Genomic DNA, 23064 nt, shown 5'->3' with positions numbered 1-23064 from the left:
TGATGTAGCCCCCTGAAACACCAGACAGTAGCTGTATCTCCAGATAAGAGATAGGCTTGAATATATGTCTAACACTAACGCCAATTTTGAGATGACCGGGATCCTGTTAGGGCAAGAAGTCCGTAAACGTAAAACTCCTCAGGAGAAGATCGCCATTATCCAGCAGACGATGGAGCCGGGCATGAATGTCTCCCATGTCGCCCGCCTGCATGGCATCCAGCCCAGCCTGCTGTTTAAGTGGAAGAAGCAATATCAGGAAGGCAGCCTCACCGCCGTTGCGGCCGGAGAAGAAGTTGTTCCAGCTTCTGAGCTTACTGCTGCTCTGAAGCAGGTCCGGGAGCTTCAGCGCCTGCTGGGCAAGAAGACGATGGAAGTTGAGATCCTGAAAGAAGCCGTGGAGTACGCTCAGTCGCGAAAATGGATAGCGCACGCGCCCTTGTTGCCAAAGGACGGGGAATAGCCCTGGTCAGCCGCACCATGGGCGTGTCGCGTGCGCAGCTGTCACTGCGAATTAACCGTTCTGCCGACTGGCAGGACAGGCGCTGTAACCGGCGTGATGACGAAGCAGACGCTGAAATACTGTCAGAGATCCTCGATATCATCAGCGATATGCCCAGTTACGGCTATCGCCGTGTGTGGGGCATCCTGCGTACGCAACGCCGTACAGAGGGACTGCCCCCCGTGAACGCCAAACGGCTTTACCGGCTTATGAGTGAGCATAATCTGCTGTTACTGCATGACAAACCAGAGCGGTCGAAGCGTGAACATAAGGGCAAAATCGCGGTGGCAGAAAGCGATATGCGCTGGTGTTCAGATGGCTTCGAGTTCGGCTGCGACAACGGTGAGAAGCTGCGGGTCACGTTCGCGCTGGACTGCTGCGACAGAGAAGCCATAGACTGGGCAGCGAGCACAGGAGGCTACGACAGTTCGACGGTGCAGGATGTGATGCTGAGGTCGGTGGAAAAGCGCTTCGGCGACGGGCTGCCGACCACACCGGTTCAATGGCTGACGGATAACGGTTCAGCATATACCGCGCATGAAACGCGGAGGTTCGCCAGAGAGCTGAATCTGGAGCCGTGTACAACAGCGGTGAGCAGCCCGCAGAGCAATGGCATGGCCGAACGATTCGTGAAGACGATGAAGGAAGACTATATCGCGTTCATGCCAAAACCAGATGTGAGAACAGCCCTGCGAAACCTTGCAGCAGCGTTCACACATTACAATGAAAACCACCCGCACAGCGCGCTGGGATATCACTCCCCGAGGGAATATCGGCGGCAGCGGACATCGTTAACTTAAGATACAAAAGCTGTCCGGAGATGGCGGGTCAAGATCACCCAGAGTGACTGGGAGACCCGCCAGTTCAGCCTGAAGCAGCTTAACCTGCATAACGCTGATTTCAGTCTGGCGAGGAATGCCAGCCTTAATACACATATTAATGCCGACCATTCCACCGTAACGCTGGGCAGTGAAAACCTCTATATCGACCTCAATGACGGGAACGGGGTGAAAACCACGCCGTCATTCGGGCAGTCAAAAGCGACAAACGACGCCGATCAGAGCCGTTTCACCGGACGCGTACAGCTGAAGAACGGCTCCACCCTCAACATTAATGAACACTTTACCGGCGGGATTGACAGCGCAGACAGTTCGGTGACCGTGGCGTCCAGTGATGCCGTTCTCAGCCAGTTCAGCCGTTTCAGCCACTCGCCGCTGTCACTGGCAGATGGCGCGAAGCTGACGGCAACGTCGGGGCTGGTTTCTGACAGTGAAGTGACTGCCGGTACAGGATCAACGCTTTCGCTGTTAACCGGAACGTACTCGGCTGAGCGCTGGCGTCTTGACGGGCAGGGCACCACGCTGAATGTCGGCGCGGGTAGCGTAATAACAGGCAATATCAAGGCGGATGCTGCCGCCAGCCTGAATATAGGTACGGCAGAGGATGCCAGTAAGGATCTGTTCACAGCTTATGGTGGCAACCTGAGTGCGCCACTGGCAGGCGCGGTGATGACGAATACCCTCTGGCAGGCGAGCGGGCAGTCCGTGGTGAAATCTCTCGACCTGAAAGGTTCACAGGTGCGCTTTGGCAATGCCGGCGCAGCGGGTTCTCTGACGGTGGATACTCTGACGGCCAGCAACAGCCAGTTCATCATGAACACTGACGGTAAAACGGCAGATACGGTAACGGTTAAGCAGTCGCTGACCGGTAAAAACAATGCGCTGGTTGTTGTCCCGTCTGTGGATTCAGTGAGTAAGGAAACATCACCCGTCGCGTTAGTGACGGCACCGAAAGCGACGGCTGCCGATGTGTTCACGCTCAAACCGGTGACACAGCGCGCGGGTGTTCATACCTTCACGCCGCAGATGGGTATCGTGGAGAGCGGGAACAGCAAACAATGGCGACTGGAAGGGTTTGACGTGCAGCAGGACAATGCGGCGGTGCAGGCCAGTAAAGCCATTATGAATACGGGATTTAAAAACTTCCTGACGGAGATGAACAACCTGAACTATCGCATGGGCGACCTGCGCAACACCCACGGTGAAACCGGGGCGTGGGCGCGAGTCTTCAGCGGTACCGGTTCCGCAGATGCGGGTTATTCAGACAGCTGGACTCACCTGCAGGCTGGCGCTGACAGAAAGCACGCGTTTGACGGTGGTGACCTGTTTACCGGTGTGACGGCAACGTTCACTCACAGTAACAGCCATGGCGATGGCTGGTCCGGTCAGACAAAATCAACCGGTATCGGTCTTTATGCTTCCGCGATGTTTGACTCCGGGCTGTATGTGGATGCCATCGGTAAATATGTTCGCCACGACAACCACTATTCGGCGAGTGAAACCGGAATGCCGGAGCAGGATTACCGCTCGCACTCCTGGTATCTGGGTGCAGAAACCGGCTGGCGCTTCTCGCTACCCGGCGAAACTTTTATCCAGCCGCAGACGGAACTGGTTTATGGCTCAGTGTCAGGAACCCGGTTTGACTGGCAGTCTGCAGGTTCAGACATCCGTATGCAGCGTAAGCAGGAGAATCCGTTGATTGGTCGTACGGGGGTGGAATCCGGAAAAACGTTCAGAGGGAAAGACTGGGAACTGACGGCGCTGGCGGGCGTTCATTATCAGTATGACCTGTTTAAACCGGCAGAGACGGTTGTTCATGATTTTGCCGGGGAAACTCATATTAAGAATGGTAAAGATAGCCGTGTTAACTTCAGTTTAGGTGTTAATGCCAGAATTAAAGAAAACACCAGGATTAGTCTTAATATAGAGCGTTCGGCCTTCGGTCATTACGATATCGATAAGGCAATTAACGCCAATATCCGTTATTCATTCTGATTTTAACAGGTGAGTCAGTAAAAGCCTGAACCTATAGTTCAGGCTTTTTTATGGATTAAATGTGAGTGAGAATTAAATCCATTTACGCAACAAGTTAGTGTGCATAATTTTATCGCAATGGGTTATTTTTTAGGGTGGTTTTTGCACTTTTCATACTTTATAGTCCCTTTTGGTTAAGGTGTCTAATACATTTGATAACTAAGAGTTCTTATGTCGGTTGCTTTTTTGTTGGCAAGTAAAAATGCCTATTTTAATTATGGGTTGTCATTGCTCTCTAATGATGATCCAGATATTAAATGTCATGAGTACAGAGAGATTGAATCTGATCATGATGTGCTTAATAAATATAATAAAATATATCTGGTCTGCGACAAGGACGATTACTTTGCTTACAGTTTTCTTATGGAGAAACTCCCGGTGACGTGTCTGTCCCTCGATCAGATTGCGTACCGTTGTAAGAAACTGCGAGTCCTGACAAGCAGCAGACCTTCGCCTGTTTCTGTGTTCAACGACTTTACGGAGGATGAACGAAAAATTGTCTATTTGTACTTTTTTAAAAGGAAGAAAGTCAGGGAGATCGCGACGTTAACACAGCTAAAGGAAAATACTATTTATTATAGGATACGCGAGATAAAAATTAAACTCGGCGCGGAGTCCACCAGAAAACTGCCGCTGCTGCTTAATGATTTTTTTCTGGTGTCAAATACCTGATTGCTGTTTCTACGTGTAATTTCCTGTTGAAAATATTAAAATTGTTAACTACATCACCAAAGCCACTGGGTAACGCTATGTATTTTAAAGAAATGCATAGTTAAAAAAGTAATAATTAAAATTATAAACTATTTCGTTAATTAAAAAATTCCGAATTTACATGGCTGATAACCCATGAAATTATATGCATACAAAGCATGGGGGTGACTGTATGAATAGTCAAAGTGCTTTAAGTACCCTTAATTTTCCGGCTAAGGAAAGCTATGCACACAACAATCTGTTGGTGCTGAAAAAGATACGTTTTTATAACTGTGCGATTATCTATCTACGGGATGCGCAACTGCTTATAAAAACGAAAGATGGGCAGTCCTTTAATGTACCCCCTGAATCACTTTGTTATATCGAAAAAAACACAGTGATTGATGTTGCATTAAAAGTGCTAGGTAAAGGGGTTCCTTATGAGCTCTATCACGTTGATAGTGATGTATTGAGTTGTATCTGTAAGGTGATGGAACCGCTGTTGTTAGATCCGCAAAGAGTCAACCAGACGCGGCGTAAAATATTTACCTGTCCTGTTGATGAAACAGATACAAAAATCTTCAAGCGATTAATTGGAAGCGATGTCCCACAACACCGACAAGTTTATAAAATAACCTATCTTCTTTCTAAAATGAGGGATATAGAATCCTTAGTTTATTCCTTGTCGGTATCAACGGATACCACCTTTACTGAACGACTGAAGTCAATCATTGAAGCCGATCTCTCTAAATCGTGGAGGCTGGCAGATCTGGCGAACATTTTACATATGTCGGAGGTGTCGATTCGTAAAAAGCTGGAGAAAGAGAGTAATAATTTTAATACGCTGGTGTTGGATATTCGCATGCATCAGGCGGCGAAACTCATCACCACGACTGAGAAGCATATTAACAGTATTGCCAATGAAGTGGGCTATACCAGTACTTCATACTTTATTCGTAACTTTAAAGAGTTCTTTGGCATAACACCGAAACAGTTTTCTTTGAAGGTAAAAAAACAATCCTGATGATCGATATCGTTAAGATATTTCGCAGGACAAAACGACTTTGGCGTAACAGGCTGGAGTATTGCTGAAATCATTACCCTACCTGTTGCGTTAAGTCTTTGCTTTTATCGATCCCGTTCGCTTCCTCAGATCGGGTAAAGCCCTGAATCTGTATCTCGCCATAGTGGCCTTCTTCAAAGCGCAGTGGTTTGTCTGATGGCAGGTCAAACGCGCAGAGCCAAAATCACTGGCGATCCGTTCTCCTCTTATTGTGAACAAAAACGCAATAGTCTATTGCCATTTGTATCATTTATGTCATCAGGTCGTCAGCGTATTCTTCTCCCAACGCGTTATTCAACGCCAACCAATCAATTTACTCTGGGATTAAACATGAAAACCATTATCGCTGTTATTACTGCTTCTCTGTTCTCTGCTATGACCTTTAGCGCCTCTGCACAGAGCGTTACGGCGTCTGGCACCACGCTGGATTCTGCTGAAGCAGTGATTGCGCAAAAAGCGAAAGAGATGAACGCCTCTGAATACAAAATCACCAGCGCTCGCATGGGCAATACCGTCACTATGAGTGCAGAACTGTATAACTAATCGCGAGGGAAACCCATTATGTTATTCGATCACTATGCGCTGAATGCCTTGCCGTTAAAAAACCGGATTGTTATGCCGCCGATGACGCGTTCTCGCGCCGGGGCAGGCGACGTCGCGACTGACATGATGGCGGACTATTACGCGCAGCGTGCCAGCGCGGGGCTTATCATTAGCGAAGGCACGCAAATCAGCCAGCAGGGTCAGGGCTATGCCTGGACGCCGGGTATCTATTCCGATACACAGATTGCTGGCTGGAAAAAAGTCACCGACGCCGTGCACAAGGCGGGCGGTAAAATCTTCGCTCAGTTGTGGCACGTCGGTCGTGTTTCACACACCGTTCTGCAACCTGGCGGCGCCGTGCCGGTCTCTTCTTCTGCCATTCAGGCGCCAGGGGTGAAAGTCTTTGTCGATGTGAAAGGGCGCGGCCCGGAAAATGGCGTCGGCGAGATGGTGCAGCATGACATGCCGCGCGCCCTGACGCTGGAAGAGATCCCGGCTATTGTCAATGACTATGCTCAGGCGGCGCGTAATGCTATCGCTGCAGGATTTGACGGCATTGAACTGCATGGGGCGAACGGCTATCTGATCAATCAGTTCATTGACTCGCAGGCCAACCTGCGTGACGACGAATACGGCGGCTCGCTGCAAAACCGTCTGCGCTTTATGCGGGAGGTGGTGACGGCGGTCTCTGCGGCAATTGGTAAAGAGCGCGTGGGTATTCGTCTCGCTCCGCTGACCACGCTGATGGGGTCAAAAGATGATACCCCGGAAGCGACCTATCTGGCGGCAGCCAGCGTGCTGAACGAGCTAGGCATTGCCTATATTCATATCGCCGAAGCGGACTGGGAAGATGCGCCGGTCATGCCTGCCGCGTTTAAAGAAGCGCTGCGTATTATCTTCCACGGCACGTTGATTTACTCCGGTAAATACACCAAAGCCCGTGCTGAAGAGGCGCTGGCGAACGGCTGGGCCGATCTGATCGGTTTTGGTCGTCCGTTTATTGCCAACCCGGATCTGCCGCATCGACTAAAAAATGACTTGCCGCTGAATGCGCCAATTAAAGAGACGTTCTTTGGTGGCGGGAAAGAAGGGTATCTGGACTACCCGGCTAGCTGATTTCATGACGCAATGCGTCAATCTGCTCGCACATCCGCAAATGGTCCGGCGAATAACATCACGCCGGGCTTTGTGCATCCCTTTCATTTTCATGTGAATACCATCAGCGTAAACCGTGTTATCTGCGGGTATGATGAGGCAGTCCAGTTGATTCAAAAAAAGGTAAACGCATGCCCACTCCGCTATTCCGTCAGGCCACGCCCGCCGATGTTGACCGCTGTTATGAGATTGAAACGCTCGCCTATGAAGGCGATGAAGCGGCAACCCGGAAAAGATTGCTACCCGTATCCAGCGCTATCCGCAGGGATTTATGTGCATGGAGTTAAACAGCGAGGTGGCTGGCTTTATTAATGCCGGTTGCGCCTGGGAAGTGGTGATGTCTGACGAGGCTTTTAAGGAACTGGTAGGCCACGATCCGGATGCGCCCAATGCGGTGATTATGTCGGTGGTAGTGCACCCGGATTTTCAGGGGAAAGGCTATTCTTCACTGATGATGCGTGAATTTGTGGCGCGGATGAAAGCGATGCACAAAAAGACGATTCACCTGATGTGCAAAGATCGTCATGTCGATCTTTATGCTCACTTTGGCTACCGCTACGTCAAACCGTCTGAATCCGATCACGGCGGGATGGCGTGGCACGAGATGGTGATGGTGTTGTAAGAGACGCGATGAAAACCGCGCGAAACTCGAATGTAGAAGGCGTTTTTAGGCTTTCTGAAGCGGGAATAGGGCATGATATTTTGGCGGAGATCACAGGAGTCGCATTTGGTGGTTAATCATGTTGAATTTATTGATTATTTTCCTATGCGCTTTACTGATGTGCCCCCGATTATGCCCCCACATGTTTTCCTTAAGGATCAGTTGGCTGATTTATGGGCGTTTCAAGCCAAGGTTGGACTGTGCCCGATGAACATCCAAAGATGTTATCCAAGGTTCTTGATCCTGCCAGGAGAAACTCTTCTGGTCAATGCGCACAAGCTCGAATCGTTCCACAAGGAAATTAACAGCATCAGTAAGATTCACTCCCGCCTCTATATGTTCCTGAATCGTCGTATCGTTACTGAACGGTGTGTCGTTGATCGTGAGGCCGTAATGATGCTCTAAAATATACGTTAATAGTTTTTGCCAAACTTGGACAGGAGACAGGCGTGACGAAACCGTCACTGTTTTCGGTACAGTCGAAATATGCATGAGTTGATTCCCTGATAAAAGTAGAGGAAGGTGTTAACTGGTTATAGCTGATGGGGATAAATGGCGATATAAACGTAGCCATAAGAGCCGAGAGTGTCAGCTTCACAAGTAAGTCCATTGTGATGCAGTGTGACGCAGTGCTGGTTGTGAGGATCAAGCTCGCCAGTTGTCAGCATCCGCTCAAGCTGTTTCACCATTAGTGGAAACGCTTGGTCCAGACTCAATGCTTCTGCGTCACTGAATGAGCCATTAAATCCTGCCCGGTCAGCCAAAAAGTATAGGCGCTTGCCTTCCTGTACCAGACGAGCGCCGAAGCACGGCGTGATATTACGTTTTAATCCCCACTGAAGGCAGGATGTGTTCTTCGCCGATGTGCCGGATATGGTGGTCGACTGCATTAATATACTCCTCAATGATTGAGTGGGATGATTAGTTCACCGTCACGCAGCGAAGAATAGCGTACGGACCTGCCCGGTCCTGACGACGTTCAACAAAAACAGCGAGTACGCCGCTGATATGCTGAACTTCATATCCATAGTAATGGCATACACTGCCATGCCACTGGTAGTGACCTGTACAGAAGGCAGATAGCCTGGATTCGGGATGCTGACGATAAATATGCATCGCCTGGCGCTTACTGATGATTTTCATTCTGCACCTCATAACAAGCCACATTCAGCAAAAGACACCACTTCGTTCCCGACCACAAGATGATCCAGCACACGCACTTCCACCAGAGCCAAGGCTTTAGCAATTCGCTGAGTGACATGTTTATCCTGCTGGCTGATTTCTGTCGTGCCGGACGGGTGGTTATGCGCCAAAATGACCGCAGCAGCGTTATGTTTCAGGGCTGATTTAACCACTTCGCGGGGATGCACTTCGGTATGGCTGAGCGTGCCGGTAAACAGTGTTTCCCGCTCTAGCAGGCAATGCTGATTGTCGAGATACATTACAATGAAGACTTCCCGCTCCAGGTGAGCCATCTGCAGTTGCAGCCAGGTTTTTGTAAGGCTGGCAGAGGTAAATGACTCACTCGGTTGACGCTGGTATTTCTCCAGCAGACGTAATGCTCGCTGGATGACTCGCTGCTCGTTTGCAGGAAATACCGGGGATAAATTGATCGTAGACATGGTTGCTCCTTAGAAAGAAAAGCCCTTCCGAATCTTCGGAAAGGCGTTAAGGGAAAATAGTGGAAGAGATCATGAAGCAAGCTGCAGCATATTCTCAGCCATCACCCAGAGGGCCCGGTTGAGCTTCACATCACCGTCAATACCTTTCACTGCTCGGGTATGGGCGCGCTTTCCTTTGGTTGTTCTCCCCGATAGCCCGCCTTTAATCAGGTTTTCCTGAATGCGCTGATAAGTGGTCCACAGGTCGTTACTCTCATCCTGCCAGCGGCGTGGGGAAAGTATCTGCGTCTCTGTCACCGGTTGGTGCTCCTCACCGAAGCGATATGTCAGCGCCGCTTTCGCCATAGCCTGCTGAGCGGGCGGCGGCAACAAAAGCGACTGCATGGAATCGCGTTTCTCTTCTACGCGGTCAAATATTCCCAGTACTTCGTAGGCCCCTTCGATGACTTTCTCTATTACGTTGCCTTTATGCGGCACGCGTACTTCGCCAAAACTCTCACCGCAAATCAGCCCATTTTGGCAAACTGCTCTGAATAACCCCGGTAGCATCTGATATGAGCTGGAGCCGTCGTGGCTGTTCAGCAGAATAATTTCGGGAACCTGTTTGCCAGTAATCTGGCCTTCACGACGCAGGCGCAGCATGTGCTTCGTATGCTCTCGTTTGCTCTGGTCGCGGACTCTGGTTTGACACGCGAAGAATGGCTGGAAGCCTTCGCGTTGCAAGTTATCGAGAAGGGTAATTGTCGGGATGTAGGTATAGCGATCACTACGGGATTCATGCTTTTCTTCGCTGAAGACACTGGGCACATAATGGGCCAGTTCGTCGCGAGTTAACGGGCGGTCACGACGAACAAGGTTGACTGCACCAAAGCGGCTGGCTAAACGGGTCATAGTTGATTCCTTTTAAAACGGGCATAAAAGCCACTCCAGTAGAGTGGCATTGGATGGAAGATGAAATGTTCAGGGAGAGGCTGGTGGCTGGCTCTGCTGTGGCGAGAGTTCTCTGTCAGGTAATGCCGGTGGTATTAGCTTTTCGGCCTGGTGATGTTGTAATCGCTGCAGAATAAAGGGTTTACTGTACTGGAAGTATCGAAGACACCACTCGTATTTAACGACTCGCCTTATGTTCAGAGGTAAGCGTTCATACGCTTTGCTGCACACCGATAAAACAAAGGCATCATCATTGATTCTGTCCTCTGCTATTGCAGCCAGCCCTTTGATAAAGGAACGATTCAGCTTTTGTCGAGAGTTAGCTTCCAGGCGAGCTTCGGAAGGTGATAGTACGTCTGGTACAGGTGTTAGAACACAAACCGTGTTGCCTGATTGGGACTTTTCAGGTAAGCGTGGCGAGTTTTTTTATGAGTCTTATCAGGCTGTAGGTCATCAGGCTGGCTCCCATTGTCTGGCATACGACCGACTTACTTCTCAGCAGAGTGAGGCCTGCGACGCTGAAAACAACGGGCCAGGTCAACCCAAATGATTCTGCATCTGGCGTTGTATCGTCCGGGGATTTTTTAGTTTTCATAGGTTGATCCAAAAGGCGTCCGGTATCGCAGGAAGCTTATACCGGACTAGAAGAGTAATTAGGGGAGATCGACTGAGGCTATTTCCTCAGAAGCGTTTGTGGGGCCGCTGTAAACGCCGACGTATTCATTTTGAGGGAAGATAATTACTGCATTTTTCTTCGGGTCAAAAGAGCAACCATTTAATCCTGCAATTTCGGCGGTTTTCCCGGAGCTTGTGTTTTTAACAACCAGTTTGTTGTCAGCACAACTGCTACCTTTTACATAATTCACCACATAACCGTCCTGCTCTGCGACCATTTCTCCAGCTGCTGGTTTTGGCTCAGAGTTACTTTCTTTATTCCTACTTACGCGTTTGCTGTTGTAAGGAATATATTGCGCAGCATCATTCCGCATGGTCGGTGGATCATTGTTCAGACCAAGATATACAGGACAACTGGGGACACCCACCTCGCAACTCTTTTCGACGATAGCACGTGACGGCCAGCCTTTTGTGCCGATGTAAGCAGCACCGGTTTCATCAAGGCAGTAGGTTTCCTCCCATGTGTAATTTTTATTCTGACCCGGCATAGTGCGGGTCGTTACGAGACAAGTCAGAGCCTTAACCGGTTTACTGTCGTAGCGGATAAAGTTCTGTTCAAGGGGTGATGCTGCGTACAGCAAAGGAGATATGTTCGCAGCAGCAGCCTTGCTCTGTGCCTCAGCGCTAAAACCAACTTTGTTGTTGAGTTTTACGCTGACTGCCGCATCGTTCATTTCGCGAAGCATTTCACCGCCTCTATCTGTTAGAAAGAACGTGTATCGCTCTGGGTGAATATTACCGGGAATGGTGATGGCAAAACTTAGGGCCGGAAATGAAAGCACTGAGATAACAAATAAGCGTGAAATAAACTCTGTCATGATGACACCCTGAGGACGTTTGTCGTTGGCTCTGCTGGACGTATCTGAACTCCAGCAACGAGTGGTTAAAACAGCAAACTGTGCTGTTTTGAGAAATAGGCGAAGAAGGTGCTTAACGGCTGATGCAGTCCTGCCAGGTTACCTCTTTCAGCGCTTCCTGAAGACCTACAGTTTTGAACGGTTTGGACAATGGTTTTTTGGCTTCAGTGACTTCCAGCACTCCTTCATCACTGGTGTTTTTGAGCGCCATAAATGCAGCTTCGCCTAATTGATAGTGGGTTGAGTTGATGATCAACCCTGGCTTTTTCAGACCTGCCCCAGAAGAAATTGAATAGTTCTTTGCTGGGACGCTGTAGGTGATGCCCAAGTGGCCTCCGATGCAAGTGAAGGTAATGTGCTCACCAACATCATTGTCGGCATTAATACCAAATTCCATTCCGCTGGTATTACCAAACCAGTTACCCCACTGCTGTTCCTGAATGGTCGCGTGCGCAGCGGTGGTGAACAAAGTTGCACTGAGAAAGAGTGCAGAAGTGACCTTGAACATAGAGATTCCTTACTGTTGTTTTACAAACGAAAAATGGCCCTTTGCTGTACAAAAGGCCACCTGATCCTATGCATTTGAGAGAGAATGGGATAATCGTTACTACAGATCAGTTTCCAGGAATCGATCGTTATATTCTATTGATAAAACGATCGATTTCTCGCTATTAATAGTCAGCAACTATCACTGCTTGAGTATCGATCGGTGCAATAGATCAATGTGAAGAAGCCGCGCCAGTAATACATACTGGCACGGCTTCATGTGGGTAATATAGATGTGAAATGATCTGGAATACTTTCAAGGCACTTTTATGGGGTAATTTATACTAAGTTATAAGCTCACCAGTTGCCCACAGACTAATTCAGCTCCTGTAATTTATTTCTGATTATTTTTATTTTTTTTCTTTTACGGGTAAGGTATGTATCCCTGGCACGCTTAAACTGGTTATAAAGTTCTGGTTCCAAGAAGGTTCCTCCAACATAGAAAATCCAGACTGCATGGATAGCTAAATATGTTTCTCTTGGTGTCGATGGCTGAATGATCTCAAATGCATCATGCCAGCCAATTCTATTAATACTGGATAGAGAACTGCCATTTTCCGGAAAAAGGTCTATGGTTTTATAACTCACCTTTTTTATGCCACTTTCATGCTTTGAACTCTTGTCATTATCGGCGTCATTGTTAGGTGATTTATTGTAATCCTCCTGTGCCGTACTTTCTGACATATTCTTATTGCAGATGCCATATTTGTCGTCAGCAGAACATATTGAGAGTGAATAATCTTCAACAGATAATTTAATTCCCCCCTCTGGCGCTTCTGTGCCTTGACTGTAAACGCGCTTCCTCATGGATGGTTTATTTTTCATATAGTCCCAGGCCCACTGGCATAGACCTGTATTTTCCACGGGGATATTTAACTTACGTTTTGCTTTAAACTTAACATCCCATTGAGACCTTATGTTTTTTATAAATGATAATTTATCAATGAAGTATGATGGAACTAGATCCATGAAATACAGGATAGAGTTATAACGTTCTTTGTGGGATGCGGGATGTACATGCAGCGAGTTTATTTCTGAAAGAAAAGGTTCCGATGCAATTGCATGCTGATTCTTTTGGCTAAAATTATCAAGACCTGATAGGTCAACCAGAGAATGCACATTGCTAAATTTTTGTGGTGCAACCTCCTGTTGAATATTGAGCATTTCAGAAGATAGCTGAGGATAGTATTTTTTAATACTTAACCAAACAAAATAACAAGCATGCTCATTTTTCCTGAACCATTCAAACTCTGATTCTGGAAGAAGTGAGTCAAGAAAAATTTCTATTTTTCTTTCATAATGAAGTATAGCATCAAGGACACCTGAATAATAGTCACTGATAATTTCAGATAATAGTAAAGAGGCATCCCGTATATTCATTCGGTAAATTGAATTTATTCTTTTCATGTTTTTTAGAGGTGAGGAACGGTAGCGATCGACCATAGGTTTATTTTCCATTACAAACCAATAAAAAACGGATAGTTCTCTTTTTGTTTTTATTTTTAGCCTGTAATTCTCATTCTTTCCTTTGCTTAAAGTCATCTTTTACCTCTTTGAATGCCGGACTCAATTTACAGCATATCCATTATTTTTATACTGATAATAATTGTAGTGTATTGCATAGTCAATAAGTAGATTTTTCGTAGTTTTTTTGTAGTGTTTTTTTTGATGAAACGTCCAGCACTAGTGACAAATTACATAGAAAGTAGCTTTTTTTAGACAGGGATGTAAGGAGAGTTTCCTTATCGCCATAGTGAAAGGCCATAACCTGTCCCTGTATGCTTTCAGTAATGACTCTTCAACCACTATGGAGACTCTCCATAGAAATGTAAAACCATACATACCTGACCTATCCATTTGAAAGGATGCCGCCCGGCGTCCTCATGTTAAATTCTTTTGGAGAAGTCATGAAAGAGATTGATATTTATAAAGACCGGTTCGTTGATATGGTTTTCATTACCGAGCTGACCAGTCTGTCTGATAAGTGGTTTTATAAAATGGCACAGCAAGGGAAATTTCCAAAACCTATAAAGTTTGGCCGCAGCTCCCGCTGGATTGAACGTGAAGTAAAAGAATGGTTAGAAGCCCGCATTAATGACTCGAGAGCATAAAGACAATTAAAGATAGTGATAAAAAGGTCACTAACTTTACACCATGCTTTTATACTTGCGTGCCTTGTTGCTCATGGGTTTTATGTGATTTATAAAGACGGTTTATTTATTATTGTATTTAATGCATTATCAATCGGTCATTAATGCACTCAATCATCAAACAATATCACCCCATATAAGCACTTTATACCCATCTCATTGAGGTGTTATACACTTCTACTTTGTTATCACACAGACACTACCTCTGATATAACTATTCATACTGAATATTAGACAAAGACACTCATCCAATAACCACACTAATACATTGCCGGTCAGCAATGGCTGACCGGTCTCAGAGAAATACATTATGGCCTTACCAGAATCATTCCTGTTATCTCATGCTGAATATCACATTGAGAATAATACTCCCTATGTCACCATATCCGATGACAATGAATTCAGACTCAGATTAGAACAACTGGATAGTTGTCTTAAAACTATCAGCAGAGGACGTAAGTTACCTTTCGCTATTCTGTATAACCGTTCAGGATACAAAGAGAGCGCTGAGTCAGTCACCATTCTTGATGCCATCCGTTATCTTAATATGTTGCCACAAGATGCAATGAAATTACGAATAGCTAATCCACGTATAGCTACCTTCCAGCGTCTATTTACTGGCGCCAATTTATATTCGCGTGTCCATAACGGGAAAATAGCAGGGGCAGACACTGTTACCACAGCAGAAATGCTGAATAAGCTGATACAGGATTACCGGTTTACTGTGAGCCAGGCAGGATTTAAAAAAGCATGCAGAAAGTACCAGAGGGCTTCGGTTAAAAATCTTAAGGGAGTGATGAATTACATCAGACATCTGCAGGAGCGTCATTCCCGGCTGCTGGTCTTGCGGGTTGATTTATCATGGGCAAATGAACACAAAGCTGATATCACTGCTGATGATGCCCGTAAGCACCGTCAGCAGCTGTTTCGCAATATGCAAAAGAATCCAATGTTTCGCCATGTCCTCGGGACGGTATGGAAACTGGAATATGGCCCACAACGTAAATTTCATTACCACATGCTATTTATCTTAAATGGTAATAAGGCACAACAGGATGGCGTGATTGCTCATGCTTTCGGGAGATACTGGAATGAAACTATTACTAAAGGTAAAGGCATGTTCTACAACTGCAACGCTTACAAAGAGCGTTATGAGGACTGCTGCCTCGGCAAACTGAAACGCGGTGACAGTAGTAAGGACAAGGGGTTACTTAAGGCGCTAAGTTACATCACCAAAATCGATGCCTGTGCACGTCTGGTTCTTCCGGGTAATGCCAGAACCTTTGGTCGCGGAGAAGTACGTTCATTGAAAAAAAGGAAGAGAGCATAAATATGCCGGTAAACCTAACCTGTTGTAACAGTCGGTAATGCTTCCTTCCCCCCTTCTATCTACAAAGCCAGCTAACCATGCTGGCTTTTTTCATTTGTTACGGAGTTCATGATGAATTACTTCGTCTTAGCCACTCACGCCGTCACCGTAGATGGTGAATGGGTTACACCAGAATCTGTTCAACAGGTTGATTTTGATTCATTGCTTTGTATTTACTGCAAACTGCAGATCGGTGTTCAGTTTAATCCTCTGACATCTACAAAAACGTTTGTGCACATACCGAGGCATATCAACAATGTTGCTCGGCTTAAAACATGTCGATTTAACAAGCTCCAAACAGTACCAGAACAAACCTCGCCAAAAACTATCCCGCCTTCAGAAATGCGCCTTCGACCTACTAACACGACGATACGGCAATGGCGATGCTGCTGGTGCGATACTCACTGGCATGGGGACAAGGTTTGTCCGAAATGTCGCGACTTGATTTATGTGTTAGAAGTTTAAGAGACAGTTTCGGTCGTTAGAGTTCGTAGGTTAAATCTGAGCGTGCCGACATCTACCATTGCCTCTCTTTTACCAGGAAAGGAAATTAGGTATATTTCTACAATTCCGGAAATATAGAAATGAGATGCAAATGGAGCTTTCAAAAGCAGCAGACACTCTGAAAGAGCTGGGACATCCTACGCGACTGAGCGTGTACAGAGAGCTGGTTAAAGCCGGACATGAAGGTTTACCGGTTGGCGAACTGCAGAAGCGGCTCGACATACCTGCCTCTACGCTGAGCCATCATCTCTCATCGCTGATATCAGTTTCTCTGGTACGCCAGGAACGTCAGGGCAGAACGCTCTTTTGCCATGCTCGATATGAAAATCTTGAGGCTCTGATTGCCTTCCTGACAGAAGAATGCTGCTCAGGAGCTGACGACTGCCTCACCATGCCCCAGAAGACGGAGAAGTAAAATGACAGGTGATCTTAAGAATGTTGATTCGGGTTTGTTCGACACCTCAATCACAGAGGCAAGATTCGGCGTTCCTGCCGTGCCCCATCCTCCACGTATCCTCATGTTGTACGGCTCTGTACGCGAACGTTCCTACAGCCGACTGGCAACTGAGGAAGCTGCAAGGCTGCTGACTGCCATGGGCGCAGAGGTGCGGATCTTCAATCCTTCTGGCTTGCCTCTTCCTGATGATGCGCCTGATTCGCATCCTAAAGTCATGGAGCTGCGTGAGCTGGTTCGTTGGTCCGAAGGCATGGTGTGGTGCTCACCTGAACGCCATGGTGCGATGACCGGCATCATGAAGGCCCAGATTGACTGGATACCACTTTCGGAAGGCGCTGTTCGCCCTTCTCAGGGTAAGACGCTGGCCGTTATGCAGGTCTGCGGTGGCTCCCAGTCTTTCAATGCCGTAAATCAGATGCGCATTCTTGGCCGCTGGATGCGGATGATCACCATCCCGAATCAGTCCTCCGTGGCAAAAGCCTGGCAGGAGTTTGATGAAGATGGACGAATGAAACCATCGTCTTATTACGACCGCATCGTGGATGTGATGGAAGAACTGGTGAAATTTACTCTGCTGACAAGAGGTAGCTCAGCTTATCTCGTCGATCGCTACAGCGAACGTAAAGAGTCTGCAGAAGAACTTTCCCGGCGGGTTAATCAGAGCAAAATCTGAGGGCTAGGATGAGTGATGTAACGGCATTCAACAACTGCATGAGCGCGTTATGGCGGCAACATGAAGCCGAACTCTCTCGCTTCCTGACATCGAAGACAGGTGATAGCGAAAAAGCAGCAGACCTTCTGCAAGAGCTATTCCTGCGTGCCCGCGCTCATTCAGACAGTTTCTGCGAGATGGAGAATCCGCGAGCCTGGCTATATCGGGCGGCGAGGAATCTGCTGATTGATGAGTACCGCACCACCAGGGAGTTTGTTGAGCTGGAAGAAGATGCCCCATTAACAGACGCATCCCCTGATGCAATCTCAACGCTGGATATTTGCCTGCCTGAAACATTACAGGCTTTACCCGAAGATGAGCGATGGTTGATTGAAGAGTCCGACCTTAACCGGCGTCCCCAGCAGTCTCTGGCCGATGAACTGGGAATCACGCTTACGGCGTTTAAATCCCGTTTGCTTCGGGCCAGAAAGCACCTGAAAGAAACGATGACAGAACTTTGTCAGATTGAGGCGGATGACACGTCTCCCGTCTGCTGCCACAAAAAAATGAATTAATCGCGCATCTTTTTCCCGTCACCTTCGTTTACCTCAGTGTAAAGCCAAATGACTAAACACTGAGGTAAACAGTCCATGTCAAAAATTGAGATCTTTGAAGCAGCAGGCTGCTGCGCAACCAGCAGCGTTGTGGTCAGCGACAATGCCGTCAAATGGAACGCCAACGCCGAATGGGCGAAAAAGAATGGCGTTGATATTCAGCGCTACAGCCTTGCGAAGAACCCACAGCAGTTCCTGAATACCCCCGTCATCAAAGAGTTCCTGAACACATCAGGAATGGAGTCCCTCCCCGTCACCTTGCTCGATGGGAAGCTCGTGATGGCAGGCAAACTCCCGACGCGTGAAGATATCGCCCGTTGGTCAGGTATTCCGCTTACTCAGGACTGGAGTGAAGACAACACGCAACCACGCTGCTGCAGCATTCCACGTATGCCTTAATTCCAGAGGAGCTATTACTGATGAATATTCCATTTTTAAAAGACATTCCCCCGTTCATCTTCTTCACTGGCAAAGGTGGCGTGGGTAAAACATCTCTGGCCTGTGCTACTGCGGTATGGCTGGCCGATCAGGGTAAGAGAACGCTTCTGGTGAGTACCGATCCGGCTTCCAATGTCGGCCAGGTCTTTAGCCAGACTATCGGCCACCGAATCACAGATATCAGCACCGTAGAAAATCTTGCCGCGATGGAAGTTGATCCGATGGCTGCAGCACAGGCTTATCGTGACCGCGTACTCGACCCGGTTCGCGGGCTGATGCCAGCCGATGTGGTCAGCAGTATTGAAGAACAGCTCTCTGGCTCATGCACCACGGAAATCGCTGCGTTTGATGAGTTTACCGGTCTACTGACCAATCATGAGCTGCGGGAAAAATATGACCATATCGTATTTGATACCGCGCCAACCGGTCACACCATCCGCATGCTTGAGCTGCCGGGAGCCTGGAGCGGTTATCTGGAAGCGAACCCCGATGCCGCCGCTAACCTCGGGCCGCTGGTGGGGCTGGAGAAACAACAGCACCAGTACTCAGATGCGGTTAAGGCGCTCTCTGATGCTGCACTCACGCGTCTGGTTCTGGTTGCCCGCGCCCAGACTTCGACACTGAAAGAGGTTTCCCATACTCATGATGAGCTGTCTGCTATCGGTTTGCGGCATCAACACCTTGCCATTAATGGTGTGTTGCCGCCATTTGTGGGTGAAAATGATCCGCTGGCGCAAAGTATTTTAGCTCGGGAGGAAAAAGCGCTACTTGCTATGCCAGAGAATCTGGCGAACCTTCCCCGCTCGCAGCTGTATCTGAAGCCATTTAATCTGGTCGGTCTCGAAGCCCTGCGTGGGTTATTTACAGAGAGCGAAGCCTCGATGTCTCTCCCAACTACCACGCTGAACACTCTGGATTTACCGAAACTTGCCTCGCTGGTGGATGAACTCAGCCTGACAGGTAAAGGTCTGGTAATGACGATGGGTAAAGGCGGGGTCGGCAAAACGGCTGTTGCAGCATCGGTGGCGGTATCTCTGGCAAAACGCGGCCATAAAGTCCATCTGACGACGTCAGATCCGGCAGCACATCTGTCTTATACGCTGGATGGCTCGATACCAAACCTTCAGGTCAGCCGTATTGACCCGAAAGTAGAGACTGAACGCTATCGTCGCTTTGTTCTGGAAAATCAGGGGAAAGGGTTAGATGCAGAAGGGCTGGCGGTGCTGGAGGAAGATCTCCGCTCACCATGTACTGAAGAGATCGCCGTCTTCCAGGCATTCTCGCGGATCATCAAAGAGGCAGACGATCATTTTGTCATTATGGACACCGCGCCAACGGGTCATACGCTTCTGCTACTGGATGCAACAGGGGCCTATCACCGGGAAATGGTGCGCCAGATGGGGCAAACACATGACCATGTGATGACACCAATGATGCAATTGCAGGACCCGGAGAAGACGAAGGTGATTATCGTGACGCTTGCCGAAACGACACCTGTACTGGAAGCAGCAAACCTGCAGCAGGATTTGCGTCGGGCTGAAATTGAACCATGGGCATGGGTAATCAATAGCAGTCTGGCTGCTGCGAAACCGTCCTCACCGTTCCTGGTAACCCGAGCCAGTCGCGAACTGCCGCTGATAAATGACGTTACAGAGCAGTTTGCAAAGCGTATTGCATTAACACCACTGCAGAACGAAGAACCAGTGGGTGCGGCTCTGCTGGCAAAAATGGCAGGCTAATAGATGGGGCTGCGGCCCCATCTTCTGTAGCCAAACTTTTGCTTATACAGATTATAAGTTTAAGTGCTTAACTTGCTGTCGCGAATTCCGGTAGTTTGTAAAACACCACTACTGGAGCAATTCGATGCACATTATCAAAGCTGAAGAACAGCACATTACCGCGATACGCACTATCTATGCTCACCATGTTCTGCATGGTACAGGTAGCTTCGAAACCGAACCTCCGGATATGCAGGAAATGCTTAACCGACTGAGGAGCATTCAGTCTCGGGGATTCCCATGGTATGTCGCCCTGCAGGGCGATACGATCATTGGCTACTGTTATATTTCCCGTTACCGCGAACGCCATGCTTATCGGTTCACGGTTGAAAATTCGATATATATTGATCCGGCTTATCAGCGCCAGGGCGTCGGAAAAGCACTGCTCGATCATGCATTAAAATGGGCCGAATCTCAGGGATATCGTCAGATGATTGCTGTTGTGGGTGACAGCGCTAACGTTGCTTCTGTTGCGCTGCATATCCGCGCAGGATTTACTGAAATAGGCACATTAAAGGACATTGGTTTCAAACATGGCCGCTGGCTTGACACGGTTTTGCTGCAAATGAAACTTGGTGAAGGGAATAGTACTCTGCCAGAAGGTTCAGATCTTATGCCTTGAGGCAGGAATAAGGGGGCGTCTGCCCCCTTTATGTTTATTTCAATCGCTTACCTGTTTCATCAACAACTTTCTCGCCGTCTTCCTTAGCAAATGCACCTTTTTGCGCATCCGGAAGAATATCCAGTACCACTTCGGAAGGGCGGCAAAGGCGCGTTCCCAACGGTGTCACCACAATCGGGCGGTTAATCAGGATCGGATGCTGAAGCATAAAATCGATTAACTGATCGTCAGTAAACTTATCTTCGGCAAGCCCCAGTTCTTCATAAGGCTCGACATTTTTACGCAGCAGCGCCCGTACTGTAATCCCCATATCTGCGATAAGTTTGACCAGTTCATCGCGTGACGGTGGATTTTCAAGGTAATGAATAACGGTCGGTTCATTACCGCTGTTGCGGATCATCTCCAGCGTATTACGCGACGTGCCGCAGGCCGGGTTGTGATAAATGGTGATGTTGCTCATATCAGTATCTCATTACAAAGTGAAAGAGAGACGTAGCGCCAGCGCGGCCAGCGTTACAAACAGCACAGGCAGAGTCATGACGATCCCGGTGCGGAAATAGTATCCCCAGGTGATGGTCATATTCTTCTGTGAAAGGACATGCAGCCAGAGCAGCGTTGCCAGGCTACCAATAGGTGTAATTTTCGGGCCCAGATCGCAGCCAATCACGTTGGCGTAGATCATCGCCTCTTTAATAACGCCAGTTGCAGTGCTTCCATCGATAGAAAGAGCGCCAACCAGCACAGTAGGCATGTTGTTCATGATGGAAGACAGGAAAGCCGTCAGGAAGCCAGTACCCAGCGTCGCAGCCCAGAGTCCTTTATCCGCCAGTACGTTCAGCACACCTGAAAGGTATTCGGTTAGCCCGGCGTTGCGCAGACCGTAGACCACCAGGTACATCCCCAATGAGAAGATGACGATCTGCCATGGCGCACCGCGCAGCACTTTGCCAGTGTTAATAGCATGGCCTCGTTTAGCTACTGCAAACAGGATCACAGCTCCAACAGCCGCAATCGCGCTAACGGGAATACCGAGCGGCTCAAGGACAAAGAACCCAACCAGCAGAAGAATTAAGACTATCCAGCCGGTTCTGAAGGTTGCCAGATCTTTTATCGCTTTCGCCGGTTCTTTCAGCAGAGCCAGGTCATACGTTGGCGGAATGTCTTTGCGAAAGAACAGATGCAGCATCACCAGCGTGGCGATAATAGCGGCAATATCCACCGGCACCATTACCGACGCATACTCAGTGAAGCCCAGTCCAAAGAAGTCCGCCGAGACGATATTCACCAGGTTCGACACGATAAGCGGCAGGCTGGCCGTATCGGCAATAAAACCCGCAGCCATGACGAATGCCAGCGTGGTGCCTTTGCTGAACCCTAGTGCCAGCAGCATGGCGATGACTATCGGCGTTAGAATAAGTGCCGCACCATCGTTGGCGAACAGTGCCGCCACCGCCGCACCGAGCAGAACGATATACGTAAAGAGCAAACGTCCACGACCGTTACCCCAGCGGGAAACGTGCAGCGCTGCCCATTCGAAAAAACCGGACTCATCAAGCAGCAGGCTGATAATAATTACGGCAATAAAGGTCGCCGTCGCGTTCCAGACGATATTCCACACCACTGGAATATCTCCCACATTCACAACGCCAGATATCAGAGCCAGTCCCGCGCCCAGCATTGCACTCCAGCCGATCCCTAATCCCTTCGGTTGCCAGATAACCAAAACAATGGTCAGGACAAAAATAGCGCCTGCCAGTAACATAAAACCTCCTGACAGGGCGACTTTGTCGCCCTGTATATGCCAAAAATTAACTCATCAACTCTCTGAGCTTTTCAATACCGGCGGGCTCTGACGCCAGCACCGGAACAAGCGCTATACGGTCAGCGTGCTGATTCTTAACAGCCTCAATCTGAGGCCGTTCCTGATGAGCACGCTGGCAAAGCAACGGAGAACGCGTATCCGCAATGGAAAGGCTGTTATTGATAATCCAGCCCCACGGATGAATCCCCGCTCTCTCGAGGTCAGCCTGCAGGTTTGCCGCTTCCAGCACCGGTGTGGTTTCAGGAAGCGTAACCAGCAGAACTTTGGTGCGTTCCGGGTCCTGAAGCTGCATCATTGGGGTAGTAAAATGACCTTTACTCCCCATTTTTTTGGCAATCTCTCGGTGGTAAGCCCCGGTCGCATCCAGCAGTAAAAGCGTGTGCCCCGTAGGGGCAGTATCCATGACAACAAACCGTTTACCCGCTTCACGAATCACCCTGGAAAAGGCCTGAAACACGGCAATTTCTTCAGTACAGGGAGAGCGTAAATCCTCTTCCAGTAGCCGTTTCCCTGCTTCGTCCAGATCTCTTCCCTTCGTCTCAAG

General features: G+C 48.4%; 24 protein-coding genes and 3 pseudogenes. 16 read left to right on the top strand and 11 right to left on the bottom strand.

Annotated elements, in window-relative coordinates; genetic code table 11:
• Positions 1-91: 91 nt before the first annotated feature.
• The 7 genes and pseudogenes from OGW13_RS17685 (at position 92) to OGW13_RS17655 (ending at position 7445) form a co-directional block, all read left to right on the top strand.
• Positions 92-1299 (top strand): IS3 family transposase gene (locus tag OGW13_RS17685; protein WP_109455549.1). Its coding sequence is split into 2 segments (ribosomal slippage): positions 92-413 and positions 413-1299, totalling 1209 coding nucleotides; the frame shifts between segments, so codons are not numbered across the junction.
• Positions 1300-1326: 27 nt separating this feature from the next.
• Positions 1327-3333, top strand: a pseudogene (locus OGW13_RS17680) (autotransporter outer membrane beta-barrel domain-containing protein); the annotation flags it as partial.
• A 210-nt stretch (positions 3334-3543) separates the two neighbouring features.
• Positions 3544-4044: a helix-turn-helix transcriptional regulator gene (locus OGW13_RS17675; protein WP_044263569.1), complete on the top strand. Its 501-nt coding sequence runs from the start codon at positions 3544-3546 to the stop codon at positions 4042-4044.
• A gap of 211 nt (positions 4045-4255) precedes the next feature.
• On the top strand, positions 4256-5086 hold the full coding sequence (locus OGW13_RS17670; protein ID WP_287116328.1) for an AraC family transcriptional regulator: 831 nt from the start codon (positions 4256-4258) through the stop codon (positions 5084-5086).
• A 369-nt stretch (positions 5087-5455) separates the two neighbouring features.
• A complete protein-coding gene (locus tag OGW13_RS17665; RefSeq protein WP_044254506.1) occupies positions 5456-5668 on the top strand; it encodes a YdgH/BhsA/McbA family protein in 213 nt (70 codons plus the stop codon).
• An 18-nt stretch (positions 5669-5686) separates the two neighbouring features.
• On the top strand, positions 5687-6784 hold the full coding sequence (locus OGW13_RS17660; protein WP_287116327.1) for an alkene reductase: 1098 nt from the start codon (positions 5687-5689) through the stop codon (positions 6782-6784).
• Between the two features lie 170 nt (positions 6785-6954).
• Positions 6955-7445: pseudogene (locus OGW13_RS17655) on the top strand (GNAT family N-acetyltransferase).
• Between the two features lie 210 nt (positions 7446-7655).
• Here OGW13_RS17655 and OGW13_RS17650 read toward each other — a convergent pair.
• The 8 genes from OGW13_RS17650 to OGW13_RS17615 all read right to left on the bottom strand — a co-directional run bounded on the left by OGW13_RS17650 (position 7656) and on the right by OGW13_RS17615 (position 13656).
• Positions 7656-7976, bottom strand: coding sequence for a TA system toxin CbtA family protein (locus tag OGW13_RS17650; RefSeq protein WP_071605960.1), 321 nt, complete (start codon positions 7974-7976; stop codon positions 7656-7658).
• A 41-nt stretch (positions 7977-8017) separates the two neighbouring features.
• Complete coding sequence (locus OGW13_RS17645; protein WP_057696016.1) at positions 8018-8374, bottom strand: type IV toxin-antitoxin system YeeU family antitoxin; 357 nt, start codon at positions 8372-8374, stop codon at positions 8018-8020.
• A 31-nt stretch (positions 8375-8405) separates the two neighbouring features.
• Positions 8406-8627 carry a DUF987 family protein gene (locus OGW13_RS17640; RefSeq protein ID WP_057696015.1) on the bottom strand — a complete coding sequence of 74 codons (222 nt, stop codon included), beginning with the start codon at positions 8625-8627 and terminating at the stop codon, positions 8406-8408.
• Positions 8628-8635: 8 nt separating this feature from the next.
• Positions 8636-9106 carry a RadC family protein gene (radC, locus tag OGW13_RS17635; protein WP_023305179.1) on the bottom strand — a complete coding sequence of 157 codons (471 nt, stop codon included), beginning with the start codon at positions 9104-9106 and terminating at the stop codon, positions 8636-8638.
• A 69-nt stretch (positions 9107-9175) separates the two neighbouring features.
• The gene (locus OGW13_RS17630) at positions 9176-9997 is read right to left on the bottom strand and encodes a DUF932 domain-containing protein (protein WP_287116326.1); all 822 of its coding nucleotides are present in this window, start codon (positions 9995-9997) and stop codon (positions 9176-9178) included.
• 692 nt (positions 9998-10689) lie between these two features.
• On the bottom strand, positions 10690-11529 hold the full coding sequence (locus OGW13_RS17625; protein ID WP_063448361.1) for a hypothetical protein: 840 nt from the start codon (positions 11527-11529) through the stop codon (positions 10690-10692).
• Positions 11530-11641: 112 nt separating this feature from the next.
• On the bottom strand, positions 11642-12076 hold the full coding sequence (locus OGW13_RS17620; RefSeq protein ID WP_063448362.1) for a hypothetical protein: 435 nt from the start codon (positions 12074-12076) through the stop codon (positions 11642-11644).
• A gap of 353 nt (positions 12077-12429) precedes the next feature.
• On the bottom strand, positions 12430-13656 hold the full coding sequence (locus OGW13_RS17615) for a hypothetical protein (protein WP_063448363.1): 1227 nt from the start codon (positions 13654-13656) through the stop codon (positions 12430-12432).
• A 365-nt stretch (positions 13657-14021) separates the two neighbouring features.
• On the opposite strand from OGW13_RS17615, the gene OGW13_RS17610 reads away from it, so the two are divergent.
• From OGW13_RS17610 to OGW13_RS17575, 9 genes are all read left to right on the top strand, one after another.
• The gene (locus tag OGW13_RS17610; protein WP_063448364.1) at positions 14022-14225 is read left to right on the top strand and encodes a helix-turn-helix transcriptional regulator; all 204 of its coding nucleotides are present in this window, start codon (positions 14022-14024) and stop codon (positions 14223-14225) included.
• A 349-nt stretch (positions 14226-14574) separates the two neighbouring features.
• Positions 14575-15594 carry a YagK/YfjJ domain-containing protein gene (locus OGW13_RS17605; RefSeq protein ID WP_063448277.1) on the top strand — a complete coding sequence of 340 codons (1020 nt, stop codon included), beginning with the start codon at positions 14575-14577 and terminating at the stop codon, positions 15592-15594.
• Positions 15595-15702: 108 nt separating this feature from the next.
• Complete coding sequence (locus OGW13_RS25760) at positions 15703-16098, top strand: putative zinc ribbon protein (RefSeq protein ID WP_115504077.1); 396 nt, start codon at positions 15703-15705, stop codon at positions 16096-16098.
• 130 nt (positions 16099-16228) lie between these two features.
• Positions 16229-16552: an ArsR/SmtB family transcription factor gene (locus OGW13_RS17600; RefSeq protein WP_044599782.1), complete on the top strand. Its 324-nt coding sequence runs from the start codon at positions 16229-16231 to the stop codon at positions 16550-16552.
• Between the two features lies 1 nt (position 16553).
• Entirely contained in the window at positions 16554-17267 is a 714-nt protein-coding gene (gene arsH / locus OGW13_RS17595; protein WP_023305188.1) for an arsenical resistance protein ArsH, read from the top strand.
• A gap of 8 nt (positions 17268-17275) precedes the next feature.
• The gene (locus OGW13_RS17590) at positions 17276-17821 is read left to right on the top strand and encodes a sigma-70 family RNA polymerase sigma factor (protein ID WP_054627861.1); all 546 of its coding nucleotides are present in this window, start codon (positions 17276-17278) and stop codon (positions 17819-17821) included.
• Between the two features lie 75 nt (positions 17822-17896).
• On the top strand, positions 17897-18259 hold the full coding sequence (locus tag OGW13_RS17585) for an arsenic metallochaperone ArsD family protein (RefSeq protein ID WP_063448276.1): 363 nt from the start codon (positions 17897-17899) through the stop codon (positions 18257-18259).
• A 20-nt stretch (positions 18260-18279) separates the two neighbouring features.
• Entirely contained in the window at positions 18280-20037 is a 1758-nt protein-coding gene (gene arsA / locus OGW13_RS17580; protein WP_063448275.1) for an arsenical pump-driving ATPase, read from the top strand.
• Between the two features lie 124 nt (positions 20038-20161).
• Positions 20162-20698 (top strand): GNAT family N-acetyltransferase, encoded by a 537-nt coding sequence (locus OGW13_RS17575; protein ID WP_063448274.1) that lies wholly within the window; start codon positions 20162-20164, stop codon positions 20696-20698.
• 34 nt (positions 20699-20732) lie between these two features.
• Here OGW13_RS17575 and arsC read toward each other — a convergent pair whose 3' ends face one another.
• The 3 genes and pseudogenes from arsC to arsA (OGW13_RS17560) all read right to left on the bottom strand — a co-directional run.
• A complete protein-coding gene (arsC, locus tag OGW13_RS17570; RefSeq protein ID WP_017880248.1) occupies positions 20733-21158 on the bottom strand; it encodes a glutaredoxin-dependent arsenate reductase in 426 nt (141 codons plus the stop codon).
• Between the two features lie 12 nt (positions 21159-21170).
• Positions 21171-22460, bottom strand: coding sequence for an arsenite efflux transporter membrane subunit ArsB (arsB, locus tag OGW13_RS17565; protein WP_063448273.1), 1290 nt, complete (start codon positions 22458-22460; stop codon positions 21171-21173).
• A gap of 46 nt (positions 22461-22506) precedes the next feature.
• Positions 22507-23064: pseudogene (gene arsA, locus OGW13_RS17560) on the bottom strand (arsenite efflux transporter ATPase subunit ArsA); the annotation flags it as partial.

Origin of the sequence: Citrobacter sp. Ca225, from assembly GCF_030337175.1 — a bacterium.
GTDB lineage: Bacteria > Pseudomonadota > Gammaproteobacteria > Enterobacterales > Enterobacteriaceae > Citrobacter_A > Citrobacter_A amalonaticus.
This window is presented reverse-complemented; position numbering and strand designations above follow the sequence as displayed.